Annotated in this window: 7 protein-coding genes and 1 pseudogene; 4 read left to right on the top strand and 4 right to left on the bottom strand. The window is 34.9% G+C overall.

Annotation, left to right across the window (positions count from 1 at the left end; genetic code table 11):
• Positions 1 to 59 precede the first annotated feature (59 nt).
• The gene (gene dld, locus ACGH46_RS03015) at positions 60 to 1,757 is read right to left on the bottom strand and encodes a D-lactate dehydrogenase (protein ID WP_411604086.1); all 1,698 of its coding nucleotides are present in this window, start codon (positions 1,755 to 1,757) and stop codon (positions 60 to 62) included.
• Between the two features lie 362 nt (positions 1,758 to 2,119).
• On the bottom strand, positions 2,120 to 3,079 hold the full coding sequence (gene rlmF / locus ACGH46_RS03010; protein ID WP_411597235.1) for a 23S rRNA (adenine(1618)-N(6))-methyltransferase RlmF: 960 nt from the start codon (positions 3,077 to 3,079) through the stop codon (positions 2,120 to 2,122).
• A 230-nt stretch (positions 3,080 to 3,309) separates the two neighbouring features.
• On the opposite strand from rlmF, the gene ACGH46_RS03005 reads away from it, so the two are divergent.
• Together ACGH46_RS03005 and ACGH46_RS03000 are read left to right on the top strand one after the other, a co-directional pair.
• Positions 3,310 to 4,731 carry a sodium:proton antiporter gene (locus ACGH46_RS03005; protein ID WP_411604084.1) on the top strand — a complete coding sequence of 474 codons (1,422 nt, stop codon included), beginning with the start codon at positions 3,310 to 3,312 and terminating at the stop codon, positions 4,729 to 4,731.
• Between the two features lie 522 nt (positions 4,732 to 5,253).
• On the top strand, positions 5,254 to 8,712 hold the full coding sequence (locus tag ACGH46_RS03000) for an autotransporter outer membrane beta-barrel domain-containing protein (RefSeq protein ID WP_411604082.1): 3,459 nt from the start codon (positions 5,254 to 5,256) through the stop codon (positions 8,710 to 8,712).
• A 379-nt stretch (positions 8,713 to 9,091) separates the two neighbouring features.
• On the opposite strand, the gene ACGH46_RS02995 is transcribed toward ACGH46_RS03000, so the two are convergent.
• Positions 9,092 to 11,638 carry an autotransporter outer membrane beta-barrel domain-containing protein gene (locus ACGH46_RS02995; protein WP_411604079.1) on the bottom strand — a complete coding sequence of 849 codons (2,547 nt, stop codon included), beginning with the start codon at positions 11,636 to 11,638 and terminating at the stop codon, positions 9,092 to 9,094.
• Between the two features lie 895 nt (positions 11,639 to 12,533).
• Here ACGH46_RS02995 and asd point away from each other — a divergent pair.
• Both asd and mscM read left to right on the top strand, forming a co-directional pair.
• The gene (gene asd / locus ACGH46_RS02990; protein WP_411604076.1) at positions 12,534 to 13,382 is read left to right on the top strand and encodes an archaetidylserine decarboxylase; all 849 of its coding nucleotides are present in this window, start codon (positions 12,534 to 12,536) and stop codon (positions 13,380 to 13,382) included.
• Positions 13,383 to 13,479: 97 nt separating this feature from the next.
• A pseudogene (gene mscM, locus ACGH46_RS02985) lies at positions 13,480 to 15,996 on the top strand (miniconductance mechanosensitive channel MscM); the annotation flags it as partial.
• On the opposite strand, the gene ACGH46_RS02980 reads toward mscM, so the two are convergent.
• The gene (locus ACGH46_RS02980; protein WP_267361213.1) at positions 15,993 to 16,523 is read right to left on the bottom strand and encodes a DedA family protein; all 531 of its coding nucleotides are present in this window, start codon (positions 16,521 to 16,523) and stop codon (positions 15,993 to 15,995) included. The pseudogene mscM and the gene ACGH46_RS02980 sit on opposite strands and share 4 nt — an antisense overlap.
• Positions 16,524 to 16,543: the final 20 nt, after the last annotated feature.

Raw genomic sequence — 16,543 nt, 5'->3', positions numbered from 1 at the left:
GTCATATCAACATAACACCGCCAGTTTATCGATACTGGCGGTTTTTATTTAAAGTCAAATTACTGCCAATATTTCTTTTTCGATGTCTTACCAATACCTGGATTGAGGCTGTTAGTCGGATCTAATTGCTGATAGAATTTTTTCAAATCAGCGTTAGCTTGATATAAATGACCAACATTATGTTCAGCAGGATATTGTGCCCCACGCTGATCTAAAATAGCTAACATCTCTTCTTTCACTTTGTGGCAATCTGTTCCTTTTTTGGCAATATAATCTTGGTGAAAAACAGAACAAAAGAAATGCCCATAATATAATTTATGAATAAAATGCTGACTTATATTTTCTGGTAATGTTTCAAACCAATCTTTATCATTACGTCGTAAAGCAATATCCAGTGCCACCAAATCTTCAACCGTATCCGAATGGACACTACGATAAACAGTTGCAGCACCAGCTGTCGCAAAACGATGCAACATCGCCGCTTCTGCTTCTTTCTCATTACAATGAAAATAGTCGCTTTGTTTGTTTTGAAAAAATGTTTGCAAAAATGCCTGAGCTTCCGCTATGCCATCATCGGCCATTTTTAAAATAAGATGATGTTCAAAACGATCACGATAATCACGAATAGATTTAGGTAAGTGGTTAGGAAGTAATTTACTCACAAACACCGCAAATCGATCTGAAAAATTATTGGGGAAGAATGGAATTTTTGTACTGACACGATCAACGAAATTTTTAAATGCATATAAGCGAGGAATCACATTTGTCCCTAATTTTTGTATGGCTAAATAGATATGTTTACCATATATAGCAGCGATATCAAATGCATCACGATGAATATATTCGCCCGATACCGGCAAATTTTTAAAGTGAGCTAAAATATGACGTCGGATTTCATCAAGATCATCAGTATTATTAGTACCGATATAAAATACTGCACTATTTTTTTCAAGTGGAAATGTATCTAATCGTACAGCAAATACCATTAACCGACCTGCACTACCCGAAGCTTCGTAATGTCTAGTTGGATCGGCATTAAAACGCGCTGGCGTATCGGCATCAATCTCACGAACATGATCGCAATAATGATGATCGTGTCCTAAACCTGCATCATGATTAATGTCTTTTTCAGTATAAGTATGATTTTGAAGATTTTGTAAGATCGTCTCTGGATCGTCACCTAATTCAATCCCTAAATGGTTAACCAGATGCAATTGTCCTTGATCATCTAATTGAGCAAATACGGCCATTTGTGTATAGGCAGGCCCATGCTGGATTAAAGCACCACCAGAATTATTACACACCCCACCCATAACGGATGCGCCAATACAAGATGAACCTATTACCGAATGCGGCCCACGATTATATTTTTTCAACTCTTTTTCAAGTTTAAATAGTGTACTGCCTGGCAAACAAACCACTTGCTCACCATTTTCAATCACTTGAATACCTTCAAGTCGACGAGTACTGACAATTACCACAAACCTATCATAATCATTACCGTCAGGTGTAGAACCACCGGTTAATCCTGTATTTGCCGATTGAGTAATCACAATGACATCGGCTTCAACACACGCTTTTAAAACTAGCCACTGTTCAACTAACGTACCGGGTAAAACCACTGCAATAGCATCACCTTCCCCAAAACGAATACCTTTACGATAAAGTAAAGTACGGGAAGGATCAGTTAATGTGTGCTTTTTGCCCACAATAGTTTCTAACTTTTCAATCAGTTCTGCCGTCGTATTCTTACTCATATTATCTTCCTTATACCTAAATGGAAATCGCTTCAGTATTGATTATATTATAACCATTACTGTTCATTGCAAAGCATTTTAATTATCGTTAATTTTTTATAAGAAAAATAATAATTTTTAGTTATAACAAAGAATTATATAATTAATGAATACCCATTTTTAATATTAAACATTGATTACATATCATTTTTTTATTTATGTTAAAAATAGCATGTTGATTAAACATCTGATTAGATAAAACAAGAAAAGGTCAACTAACAACACAAAAATTATTGAATACTATTTGCAGGACACATTGGGGGATTAATCACTCGCCTTTGTAGTACTTAAATACCTGTCTGTTTGAGATATTTTACTAAACATTAATAATTTGCTAGAAGCTGTTGACGTTCCGCTTTATTAAAGTAAGTCCATGCGACAAAACGGCTAATTTTTTGTCCTTGTGCCATAGGCACAATTTTTGTCTCAATAGCTTTAACGGCTTTTAAGTGTTTTCTAATTACCGGTAATGATTCTTTTTTTGAAACCAATGTCGTAAACCATAAACACTGTGTTTTATAATTGGCACTCTCTTTTATCATATTACTGATAAATGTACTTTCGCCACCTTGACACCATAATTCCATATGTTGCCCACCAAAATTCAGTACTGTTTTTTGTTTTGAATCACCCAATTTTCCTAGATTTTTAAGTTTCTTCTGGGTACTGACCAAGGCAGCTTGCGCTGACGCATGAAAAGGAGGATTACAAAGGGTAAGCATATAAAACTCTTTAGGCTGAATAATCCCATCAAAAATCGCCAAACAATTTTTTTGCAATCGACATTGAACAGATCCCTTGAGTAACAAATTAGCCTTTGTGATTAATGATGCAACTTTGATGGCTGTTGGATTGATATCACTGCCCACAAATGACCAACCATACTCAGCTCGACCAATGATAGGATAGATCATATTGGCTCCCATACCGATATCCAACACCTGAACTTTTTTACCCATGAGTATGATATGTTGATTATCTTCTGCCAGTAAGTCAGCCAAATAATGCATATAATCGGCTCGTCCGGGTATTGGTGGACACAAATAATCGTTAGGAATATCCCAATAAGAAAGTTGGTAATAGGTCAATAGTAGTGCTTTATTTAACATTCTGACAGCGTTAGGATCAGCAAAATCAATCGATAAATTTCCGTATTGATTCCGTTTAACAAAAGCTGAAAATTCTGGCACAGCTTTAATTAATTGTGCAAAGTCATATCCATGGCGATGTTTATTGCGAATATGTAAAGGCGATGTGTTGATAGTTGGTGATCGGTTTGGCATGTTTATTCCAGAAATATGTACTATTATTTATTATAATGGCGTTTTGCATTGAGAAAAATACAAACATGATGAATTAGGCATCATTCACATAGGTTACTAGCAAATTGCAACTATTAACATAGCAAATATTCAAACTTTTCAGCACAATAACGGATACAACAATCAGCAATCATTATTACCTTTAAAATATTTGTTATAATAGGTGATAAATAAATAATAAAATAGATCTAATGAAACAATTAATTAAAATATCACTCGCACCACTGATTATATTAACCTTCATCCCTTTCGACTTGTATGCTGATGATTTTAGTGGTCAACATCTATCACTCTGTTGGGGTATCCCATTTGTTGGTATTTTGTTGTCGATAGCATTGTTACCATTATTGATCCCCCGAATTTGGCATCATCATTATGGCAAGATCACCATTTTTTGGACGTTGCTCTTTATGGGATCAGCATGTTATTTTTTTGGGTGGCAATCAACTCTTGAGCTAACTACTCATGCAATATTCGCTGAATATCTCCCTTTTATTCTGTTATTGCTGGCGCTGTTTACCGTATCAGGTGGTATTTTAATTAAAAGTGAAATAGTCAGTACCCCAAAATTAAATGTATGCTTATTAGCAGTGGGCACTTTATTAGCTTCAATCATGGGAACAACTGGAGCTGCCATGCTAATGATACGCCCCCTTATCAGGGCCAATCGCAATCGAAAACAAGCCGTTCACATTATTATCTTCTTCATTTTTTTAGTGGCTAATATAGGAGGAGGATTGACACCACTTGGTGATCCGCCACTATTTATCGGTTTTTTAAAAGGTGTCGATTTTTTCTGGACAATGAGCCATATGTTATTACCAGTATTGTTAACCTCAACACTATTACTCACGATTTTTTATTTCATTGATCGCCACTATTTCCAATTACAATACGGAAAGCAACATTTAGCCACAATGCCCAAAAATAACAGTTCCATAAAGTTTTATGGATTAAATAATGTGTTACTGTTAATCCTGATTATTGCAATGGTTCTATTATCTGGAATATGGCATTCTTCTATAGAGATAACGCTATTCGGGACGCATCTAAGTTTACCTAACCTTGTCCGAGATGGCGTTTTTATCATTATCACCCTAATTTCTATTTGCATAACTCCGAAAAACATTCGCGCAGCTAATGAGTTTAATTGGGAACCTATTATTGAAGTAGCTAAACTATTCATTGGTATATTTATTACAATTGTACCTGTTCTGGCCATTTTAAAAGCAGGCAGTGACGGAGCGTTATCGCCACTAGTTTCGTTAGTCAATAATCAACAAGCGCACCCCATTAATAGTATGTATTTTTGGCTTTCCGGGCTCCTATCAGGATTTTTAGACAATGCACCAACTTACCTTGTCTTTTTTAATTTAGCATCGGGTGATGCAACAATATTAATGACTTCGCTTGAAAAGACCTTGTTAGCCGTATCTATGGGGTCTGTTTTTATGGGGGCTTTAAGCTATATTGGTAATGCACCTAACTTTATGGTTAAAAGTATTGCGACCCAAAATCAAATCGAGATGCCTAGTTTTTTTGGGTATATGAAATGGTCAATTGGCATATTAATCCCTGTTTTTATTGTTAATAATTTATTATTTTTTATTTGACAACGTAAAAATAGAATGGGGTCAGTCAGTGACATGAGATGAATATTGCCTGTTAATAAATCCTAAAAGAACTTTAAATATTTCTTTTTTACTAGTTGAAAACACTTCACTTAATTTTATTTCATCGGGATTAGCATTATTTTTTAATGTTAACCCGATGCCTATCGAAATAATATTAATCCCTAATCACGGGTCGAAATGCACACTTACACATTTTAACAAAAATTTAATTTTTGATTTTAACCACTAATTTTACTGATCAAATTATGATCATAAAAAGATGATTTTTATATATACTTATTAATCGAATAAGAATAGAATTAATCGCCTTTAACGAGTTCCTGACAATAAAATCAATTTAGATACATAATTCACATCAAATTATTATTTAAATGTAAATATTGTTAGGATAATTTTTACGCAACCCGTTAAAGACAAGTAATAAGATCTAATTATAAAAAAAACTTTGTTGGCTTGATTTCTAACAAAGTTGACTAAGAAATACCTTAAAAGGATGAAAATATGAATAAAGTTTACAAAATAGTCTGGCACACCTCTAAACGACAATGGGTTGTTGTTTCAGAGCTGGCAAAAAAAGGGAAAACGAAAAGTTCAAAATTGTTAGCAGTAACAGCATTGGCTTCGCTTTCCGCTAATGCATTAGCTGGTCCTTGCTCAATCAATGTTCAAAACCAAATAAATGTCAATGGTAGTAACTGTGAACTTACTGATGACAGCTATACGGGCATTGAAACTAAAGGGCAAGATAATAAAGTCATTACTGTTGATAACGGCGGTAAACTGACTTTTAATCCAACTAACGGTAAAGTGACCATTACCAGCAAAAACCAAAATCATGCTTTGGTCGTTGGGACGACAGAACCTTATCCTAAGCAAGACCCAGTAAATAATCGTCCAAATTTAGGCGGAACGGTGACCGTTGACGGCGATTTAACGATTAATCTTAACGCTCAAACTTTACCACCAGATGCTACAAAAAAACAATACCGACCAAGTAGTATTTTATTAGGGGACAATAGTGAATTAGTGGTTAATGGTAATTTAAACATCAATCACACCGATTTCTGGCCCGATAAAAATGATCAGTCACAAACCGAATTTGAAACGGGTGCCCCGATCGATGTGTCTTTGACGAAGGCAAACTCAGCACGCATCACGGTAAAAGGAGAAACCAATATAAAATCGAATGGTGACGGTATTCGTAATGGTTCGGAATTAAATGATACCCAATTAGGGGGAATTTTAAATTTTGAGAAAAACGTCAATATTGAAGCAAATTATGTTGGTTTAAAAAACAGCGCAGGTGATACTACATTTCATAATGATCTAAATATTAATATGAAAGAAGGAAAAGGAATTGTTCAAACTTCTGGTTCGATTCATGTGAAAGGTAATCTGGGTGTAGAATCAAATAAATTAAGCGGTGCTAGCCATAACGCCATCGATATTTATGGTGGTGAAATGAATATTGATGGTATAACCACAATTGAATCATATGGTGCAGGGAATCAACATTATGCATCAGGCACTTCATTATATGTCTCAGGACAAGGGAAAGCGTCTTTTGGTTCCGAACTTAACGCAACCACCAATAGCGTCAATTCCAATAATACGGATACCGGTAACGGTGATGTCATAAAACTGCAAGATCTGGGAGAAATTAATTTAGCGAGCAAAACATCCCTTACTGCAAAAGGCGCCGGTAATGGTATAACTATGGGTGGTAATAGTAAATTAAACCTTAACCGAGAAACGACTATTTTTACCGAAATGGGCGATGGTCTCAATATTAATGGTGGCACAATCAATAGTGATAAAGCCGACCAATTAAATATCAGTTCAAATGCGAATAATGGTAATTTAATTAAAGTTACAAATGGTACTGTCAACTTAGCCAAAAATACCACGCTTAATGCTAAACATGCTACTCACGGTATTCATGTTGAAAATGGTACAGTTAATTTGAATCAACAAACCACTATCAATACCCAATTGGGCAACGGTATTCATCTTAGCGGAGGAAACATCATTGCCGCAGATGATTCACAGTTAGACATAACCACGACAGAATCAAGCGCTATTTATCAAACAGGTGGAAATTTAATATTAAAAAATACAAATATTAAATCTCCGCAAGGTTATAAAGCCATTATTCTCGATGGTGGTTCACTATCTAATTTAGGTAAATTGACTATTGAATCCGTGACGGATACGGCAGCGATACATAGTACTGTCGAATCTGGCAAAAAAGCGGTATTTAATAATGCTGGAACATTAGATACCAGTAAAATTGATAATATTCAATCTATTGTTAGTCATGATAAAACAGGTACGTTAGAAATTAACAATGCGAAAACGGGTGTATTGAATGCTAACAATGGTAATCTTTTTACCAACACATCTACAGGAACTATCGTCGTTAATAATGCTGGTAATTTGTATGGCAAGATAGAAACCGGAAATGGTAGCATTAATTTAAATAACTCTGGCCTTTGGGAAATCACTGAACATTCTACTCTAACCAATATCAAAAATGCCGGAACCATTCACTTTAAACACCCAACATCGCTTAACCGTAGCGCAAGCGAATTCTATTCAATTGATATTGCCGGTGATTATGTGGGTGATCAAGGTACTGTGAAAATGCATACTATATGGAATGCTTCAGACGACCCAAATAATAGTAGCATCAAGTCAGATGTTTTAAATATAAGTGGAACAGCTAAAGGCACAACGACCATCGTTCCATTATCTGCTGATGGTACAGAACGCATTATTGATGGTGATATAAAGCAAATTGAAAAAAGTTTGAATAGTGTTTTAGTTGTCAATGTTGCTAATAGCGGATCAGAAGTTGCCTTTACGGGTAAAGCTCAAACGACCGGATTGACAGAAGTTCAGTTAGCTAAACGTACCGTCGATAATCGAGATGAATACTATTGGACAATGAAAGCAAGAACCAAATCACTTGTCGAAACCAATAAAACTATTTATGCCGATCCAATTGCGGCTTATGCACTTATGCCGAGTGTCAACTTTGAACAAGGATACACAACGTTAGCTAATTTAAGGGAACGTCGTGGAGATATCTATTGCTTGGACTGTGCTACTGACGATAGTCAAAATACTTGGGCTCGAATTTTTGGTAGACATCAAAAACAAGATGGTGAACATCGCCTTAATTTTGAAACCAATATCTATGGTTTCCAAATTGGGCACGACTTCGCCATCACATCGTTGGAAAATAATGGTCTGAATTTATTTGGTGGTTATCTGTCTTACAACAGAGCTAAAACTGATTTTTCTGATAAATATCGTACTAAAGACGGTATCCTCATCAGTAACAAAAAAACAGGGAAAGGCGAATCAGATAACTTTAGCTTGGGTATCACTAATACCTACTATACCGGTACTGGCACTTATGTTGACTTAGTGGGTCAATTATCTTATCTACGCAACAAATATAATGCTCGCACAGGTAAAAATCCATCCACTCAAGATGGTTGGGGTGTAGCGCTATCGGCTGAAGCAGGTCATTCAATTCCATTAAGTGGAACGAATTGGTCTATTGAACCTCAAGCACAACTGACATATCAGTATTTGAAACTTGACAGTTTTAATGATCATATTCGCCATGTCGATCAGAATAATCCTGATACATTACGTGGTCGTGTTGGTGTCATGTTTGCGTATAATGCAACAGATACAGAAGACCAAAAAACGTCAGTATATGGTATTGTAAATATCTTGCATGATTTCTTTAGCCCTGATGATGTAAAAATTGGACGTGATAAACTTAGCGAGAAGTTCAATAAAACTTGGGGAGAAATTGGTTTAGGTTTAAATATTCCAATTACTACCCAAAGTGAACTATATGGTGATGTCCGCTACGAACACAATTTTGGTGGCAGTAAACATCAAAGTTTTCGTGGTAACATCGGTTTAAAAATAAACTGGTAATTATCATCAATCTATTCTGCCACATGAAAGTAATGTTGAATTTATGTGGCAGAATATTCAACGCTTAATTTTCTAGAATTAATTGAACTAAGATTAGCCTTAAAAAATGGCTTATTGACGTCATCAAAATTGGTTAACAATGACCAATAATGACAGACAAAACGATGTAATATTAAAAATTGTCAATTTAACCTAAGTTATAGGCTATGCAATCGGTAAGAGTAATCTATTTATACTGTTGTTTAGGATATGAAGGATAGAAGACAAATTTAGCGGTGTTAAATCGTTTTAAATTTTACTTTACTGGATCGTACAACATTATAAAACCAATGATGTACGATCCTTTTTATTATTAATTATTAATCGTTAATATTCCATACTACCAACGGATCATCATTCCAACATTCCCTGATAGACCTTGACGATGAGTACTACCAAAGTTATGTTCATATCGAACATCACTATACAGATTCATGTTGGTCACTATAGGTAACTGCATACCGATACCCATTTCTCCCCAAGTTCGTGCAAACTTTTCGTTGATATGATTACGACCGATATTGGTTTTTTCTGGATTCACGAAATCATGCCATAAATTTCCAATAACATAAAAAGATTTGCGTTGACTAAATTGGTTATCATCATGATAGGATAACTTTAAGCCTAAACGACTACGTAAACCGTCTTGTCCATTTTGATCAACATGACGAATACCATCTTTAAAGTGACTTAAATTGATATGTTGGTAAATCAATTGTGCTTGTGGTTCTATTGACCAATTTTTATCAAACACTGAAATAGCGTGCCCAACTTCAGCAGAAACGGCAGCAGCCCAACCATGTTGACTATCTGGATTATGGCTATTTTTAGCATGATATTTGTTAGTTAAATAAGATAATTGACCTACTAAATCTAAGTAACTCCCACCTTGGGTATAGTAAGTGTTCGTTAAGCCAAAACTAAAGCTTTCTGATTTACCATTACCTGTTTTTTTATCATGTGTGATAACGCCATCTTTTGCATGATATTTATCTGAAAAATCAGTATTGGCATTACTATAGGCAAAATAAGCACCTAACATCATAACATCTTGACTATCTGTCTGTTTAACAAAAAAATCATGACCAATTTGTAAACCATAAATATTTGTATCAAGATTTAAACGTTGTTTACCATCTTGTTTATGATGTTTCCCAAAAAAACGTCCCCAAGAATGATTTCCATTAATTTCACTACAATCATAACAAGTTATGTCACCTCGACGTTCTCTGAAGCTGGCTATACTAGAATACCCTTGTTCTAAATTGACACGAGGCATCAATGTATAACCTGACACTGGATTTGCGTAAATTAACTTATCAAATTTAGCATTTTGAGCATCTTTGCCTGATTTCGAATTAGCTGCCATAGTCCAAAAGTATTCATCGCCACTCTCTGTTGTGCGTTTGGCTAACTGAAACTCAACAACGCCATTCGTTTTTGCTGTGCCACTAAAGGCTTTTTCGTTATTACTTTCGGCAACATAAATGACAGGCGTTGTATTTATCGCTTTAGTGATTGATTTTATATCACCATCAATAATATTCTCTTTACCATCATTAGAAACAGGAACAACAACGGTATGCCCTTTAGCTGAACCGGCAATTTTTATTGTATCAGATTGAATATTTTTATCGCTTTCATTATCAGCAGCTCCCCATACAGTACGCATTTTCACGATACCTTTTTTTCCAACATAATCACCCTTCACATCCATAATATGAAATTCAGTTGGCGATTTATGAGCAAATGAAATGAGACCTGAATTTATGACATTATTTAAATTTGAGTCGCCATTAATATACCATTGACCACTATTATCAAGATTTATAATACCTACATTAGCATCCATTGTTCCGCTAAGTTTACCTGCATTATTAATATTAATTGTACCTGGTGTGATATTTTTAAATAATGAACCTTTTTCAAAAGAAAGATCCCCATTATTGCTATTATTCACAATAAACGTTCCTGTTCCTTCATGAATAAACATATGTTCAATTGATGTCGAAGCGGGATCAGCTCTAAGTGTTCCATTATTGTTAAATGTTGTCGTATCATCACCCATGACAGCTGCATGGACTATTGATACATCATTATTTGAATTTAAGGTGATAATTCCATTATTCGTTAAGGTTCCGTACCATAAATGGATACCCTTTCCTGCAGTAGTAATTGTCGTATTTTTATTTAATGTTAGATTACCAGAATATTTTTCATTTCCATCTTTGTTGCCTAGGCTGATTCCAATACCACTGACTTGACTGTTATTAATGATTAAATCATTATTAAAGGTAATGTTTCCACCATTACGTATCGCATCTGCTCCATCAGTGTTAAACGTTGCAACACCATTGACCGTTACCACATTGTTATCTTTTACAACTTCCAGTGGTGCACCAGTAGGGGTTTTTTTAGTTATCGTTAAATCACCTTTAATTAAAAGGGTACCCTTATTGTACATATAAATACCACGAGAAACTTTATTACCGGTAATAATTTCCAAATCACCATTAAATATTGTTGTCCCGCCTTCTACTTGAGGTCCGCCATTACCGCCACCTATCGCTAGCGTGTGATTACTTGAATAAGAAGGGCTTATCATTTTTACCTTGTCAGCGGTAAATATTGCTGTTGTATTTTCACCTTCAATGCGTGATAAATTAGTTCCGTAGTAATCACCGTTTGAAAATTCACATGTTGAGTCTTGGTTAGCATACGCTTTGTTACCGGCATAACAATCAGCATAAGAAATATAGGGAGCGCCCATTAATGCTGTTAATACTAATATTTTTTTAAATTTTGATTTTCCATGTCGTAATACTTCCGAAGTCATAATCCAACGTTGTAGTGCAACATTCCACTTTAATCTATATTTTTGATCCATATTTAAAACAACTCTCATTTAATCCCATCAATTAATTTTGTGTAAAACACAAAATTTCCATCTTGCCTTAAGCTTATTTATATATCGGTCATAACACTTAAATTCTTTATGTTTTTTTTCAACTTACCTCTTAAAACTATAACCAACTGATTGATATTTATTTTTTACTTTGCACTGAATACTACATTACCTATTTTTATTTACATGATATTTTTAACTCAAATAAAAAAATTTTATTGATATTGAGAAAAATGAATCAGTAATGACAACTTAATATCCAAATTTTATATGCTATAAAAAAATATTTACTTTTTTTATAAATAGAATTTAATATCAAACCCTAATGATTGTAAATAATTATTTATTTATGTATAGATTATGTTAATTCATTAACAATTATTTAATTTAGATAATCACAATAATTCCCAAAAATCATTTTAGAAAAGATAAGTTGTTTATATTGACGCATGTCAAAATGAGGTTGCAATTGAGTTTATAATAAAAATTACAGTCATTTTTTTAACTAAATGATGAACGCAAAAAAAGGCATTTTTTAAAAGCATCAACTAAATTAACATGAATATTTTAACCTTTTAACTTTTAACTATTTCATCAATAACTGTTTTAAATTGACAGCGAATTTACCCCAGCATCCATCAATATACATTAGCAAATTTTTATTTAAATGCGTAATAGCTCATCCTGCTTGAGGCTTTAAATAAAACGTCTGGTTAAGTTCAAATATGTTTTCTTAATCCATGCAAAAACGATCATTTTATTACTCATAATAAAGCGAATAAACAATAAGGCTTCAGTTTTGGTTTTAGTTCGTTTTATACTTTCATAATAATTATTGTTATAATGACCTATTTTTACAATAATTTGAGAGTGACTTATGTTAAATCAGCTTAAAGCAATTATTCAGTATCTTCTTCCAAAACAGTTTTTAACAATTATCTTTGGATGGTTAGCCAAAAAACAGTTGGGAAAAGTCACAACATGGATGATTAAAGGCTTTTGTAAGTTATATCGAGTCGACTTAAGTGAAGCAAAGTTCACTAATGCCGCAGACTATAAAACATTTAATGACTTTTTTGCGCGGGAATTAAAAGAAGATGCTCGCGAAATTGATACGGCTGAAAATTCAATTATCATGCCCGCTGACGGCGTGTTAAGCCAATTTGGTACAATTCAAGATAGCCAATTATTACAAGCAAAAGGACATTTTTATTCACTCGAATCTTTGGTTGCTTGTCATCCAGATATGATTAAGTACTTCCAAAATGGATCTTATGCCACCACCTATCTATCGCCCAAAAATTACCACCGTTTCCATATGCCATGTGACGGTACATTACGCGAGATGATCTATGTGCCTGGTTCACTTTTTTCAGTCAGTAAAGCCACAACAGAAAGCATTCCGAATATTTTTGCGCGTAATGAACGTGTTATATGCCTTTTTGAAACAGAATTGGGGCCAATGGCACAAATATTAGTCGGGGCTACGATCGTCGGAAGTATTGAAGTAGATTGGGCTGGAATAATCACACCACCACGTGAAGGAATCATGAAACGTTGGACATATTCTGATGAAATTAAACTCAGCAAAGGTCAAGACATGGGATGTTTCAAATTAGGTTCAACCGTTATTACATTATTTGCTTCAAATGCGATTGAATTTTCAAACAATCTTAAAGTTGGGGATGTAACACGTGTAGGTCAAAAATTAGCTGAAAGGATTTAACAATATGTGGATGCGTGGATTGTTATGTTTTTTATTAATGGTTTTTTCTTCAACCCTATTCGCTGAAGAAAAAATAACGACTATTGATGATGTTCAACAACTTACTGAAATCGTTGATAAACTCAACGAGACTAATGAAGATCTTCGCCAAAATATGGAAAGCCAAAAGATTCATTTAACCAGTATAATTAACGAACAGACAAATATATCAACGCAAATCTCTCATGTTCAAAATACCCTAGCTACTCTCGATGAACAAGGAGAGTGGCTAAGCTTTTCAACGGCATTAGGTGAAACATTACGTCAACAATTATTACGTTTACCTGAAAAACCAAAATCTTTAGCGCTCGACGCAGAAATAGCCAAAGCCAAAGTTCAACAACTTAATTACAGTAATGTTCTTAAAAATTTGGATAATTATCCAAATTTATCTAATCAAATTAACGCTGGAAAACAAGGCTCGCAATATCGCCGTCTATTACGTGAACAAAGCGAGTTACTTAAGACGTTAATCGCAGGTACAGATACCACGATTTTAGAATTAACCAAATTAAAAATTGCCAATAAGCAATTAATTAATGCTATTGACGAAGTGAATGATGCTGCTCATCGATATTTCTTCTGGGTTGCTGATGTAAATCCCGTATCATTGAGTTTTCCGTTACAATTAGCTAAAGACGTCAATTATGTTATTTTTTCGATCGACTCGCTTTCACAATTATATAAAGCGGGAATCCAAATACTGACGACCCCGAAAACACTTTTTTTACTGATTTTATCGATATTATTTGTCGTTGTGCATTTTAAAATGCGTAAAAAATATTACGCATTTTTGAATAAATCTGCCTCCCGTGTGGGTAAAGTAACGCAAGATAACTTTTCATTAACTTTAGAAGTCGTCATATATTCTTTAATCATGGCTTTACCGATTCCTATTTTATGGGCAGTCTTTGGCTATGCATTACAACTCAACTGGGATTATCCTGTTGCCGTTGCGTTAGGATACGGTGTTAATGCTGCTGCTCCAATTTTATGGGTATTTATCATCACGGCACATCTGGCATCACAAAACGGCTTGTTTATTAGTCATTTTGGTTGGTCATCTAAAAAAGTCCGTGCAGCCATGAAATATTATCAATTATCGGTATGGCTTGTCATACCATTGGTTATGGTTGTCATGAGCTTTGATCAGTTCAGTAATCGTCAATTTGCCGCAACCATTGGGCGTATTGCGTTTATCATTCTTTGCTTTGCGTTAGTGTTTATGACTAACTCTATCCACCGAGCAGGCGTTCCACTTTATATTGATAAAAAAGGATCGGGCGAAAATTTATTAAGCCGTATCGTTTGGCTAATACTTCTTAGTGCGCCATGGCTTGCCATTATTGCTGCTTGTTTGGGTTATCTATCAACGGCACAAGTTTTATTAGGTCGTCTTGAAGCATCGGTCGTGATTTGGTGTGGACTTCTCGTTATCTATTTTATGATTCGTCGCTGGATGTGGATACAAAAACGGCGTATCGAATTTGAACGAACTAAACAACGCCGTCTTGAACGTCTGCAACGCGCTAAAACACCCGAAGAAGATCTGGCTGACAACGTCGATGAGCCTGTTATCGATTTAGATGTGATTAGTGCACAATCTTTACAACTTGTACGTTCTATCATCATGTTAATTGCTTTAATTAGTATGATTTTACTTTGGTCTGAATTACATTCAGCATTCGCATTTATGAATAATATCAAACTTTGGGGAACTACCACGATCATCAATGGTACCGAAGTTGAACAATATATTACTTTAGGCGCGGTATGTATTGCTATTTTGGTGATGACAATTACCGTCCAATTAGTTAAAAATCTACCTGCATTACTGGAATTGGGAATATTGCAACACTTAGATTTAGCACCGGGCACCAGTTATGCAATATCAACCTTATCAAAATATATCATTTTAATGATTGGCTCCATGATGGCCTTTTCATTTATTGGGATAGATTGGTCGAAAATACAATGGCTTATAGCGGCACTTGGTGTTGGTTTAGGTTTTGGTTTACAAGAAATATTTGCAAATTTCATTTCGGGATTAATCATTCTTTTCGAAAAACCAGTCCGAATAGGCGATACCGTAACAATCAGGGATCTGACTGGTAATATCACCAAAATTAACACTCGAGCCATCACTATTGTTGATTGGGATCGAAAAGAAATTGTGATGCCGAATAAAGCATTTATTACCGAACAACTCGTTAACTGGTCATTGTCAGATTCTATTACACGAATTGTACTCACTATCCCGGCTACAATTGATGCCAATAGTGATCTGGTTATTGAATTACTTCAAAAAGCCTCGGATAAATGTGAATATGTGCTTAAAGACCCTGAACCGCAAGTTTTTTTAGTGGATATTCAAGAAGGTATTCAATTATTTGAACTGCGTGTTTTTGCTGCTGAAATGGGACATCGCATGGTGTTACGAAGTGCAATCCATAAATTAATCCTAGAAGCCTACCGTGAAAACGGTCTGACACTCCCTTTTCCACCATTACAAACCAATTTAGAGGCACTGGGTCGCAAAAGTGGGCGTCGTAGTTATACTGTAGGAACCATTTAACCAAAAAGTGTCTCTAACCAAGGCACGCCAAAGGCGCCTGGCGCTAACAGAACAAATGCCCATATCGGTGCTGAGGTGATGTTAGCTAAATTAAACTTAGTTGTTGGCATATGCATTGCGCCAGCAACTAACGGCACTACGGCTCTTAACGGACCAAAAAAACGCCCGATAAAAACCCCTAACGCGCCATAACGTTGAAAAAATTGCTCTGCTCGAAAAACCAATTTAGGATACTTTTTAAGTGGCCAAGAATGGATAACTTGATGATGATAATGTTTACCTAACCAATATGAAATTAAATCACCCAAAATGGCTCCTAGCGAAGCAGCAATCAATACCGGTAAAAAAGAGAGTGTACCTGTTCCAATTAATGCACCTACACCTAATAATATAGCCGTTGCTGGAACCACTAAAGAAATAATGGCAAGCGATTCACCAAATGCTAATAAAAATATAATGGGCAAAGCCCAGATTTGATGATTTTCAATAAATTGCATTATGGTGTGTGTAATTTCATTTAATGACATAATTGCATCACAAATTTTCA

Origin of the sequence: Gilliamella sp. CG22, from assembly GCF_046635725.1 — a bacterium.
GTDB classification, from domain to species: domain Bacteria; phylum Pseudomonadota; class Gammaproteobacteria; order Enterobacterales; family Orbaceae; genus Gilliamella; species Gilliamella apicola_I.
Note: the sequence above shows the minus strand (reverse complement) of the source record. Positions and strands in the feature narration are given on the sequence as shown.

Bases quoted from the DNA above. Each gene is read 5' to 3' on its own strand.
- dld (WP_411604086.1), bottom strand. From the start codon at position 1,757: ATGAGTAAGAATACGACGGCAGAACTGATTGAAAAGTTAGAAACTATT.
- rlmF (WP_411597235.1), bottom strand. From the start codon at position 3,079: ATGCCAAACCGATCACCAACTATCAACACATCGCCTTTACATATTCGC.
- ACGH46_RS03005 (WP_411604084.1), top strand. From the start codon at position 3,310: ATGAAACAATTAATTAAAATATCACTCGCACCACTGATTATATTAACC.
- ACGH46_RS03000 (WP_411604082.1), top strand. From the start codon at position 5,254: ATGAATAAAGTTTACAAAATAGTCTGGCACACCTCTAAACGACAATGG.
- ACGH46_RS02995 (WP_411604079.1), bottom strand. From the start codon at position 11,638: ATGGATCAAAAATATAGATTAAAGTGGAATGTTGCACTACAACGTTGG.
- asd (WP_411604076.1), top strand. From the start codon at position 12,534: ATGTTAAATCAGCTTAAAGCAATTATTCAGTATCTTCTTCCAAAACAG.
- ACGH46_RS02980 (WP_267361213.1), bottom strand. From the start codon at position 16,523: ATGTCATTAAATGAAATTACACACACCATAATGCAATTTATTGAAAAT.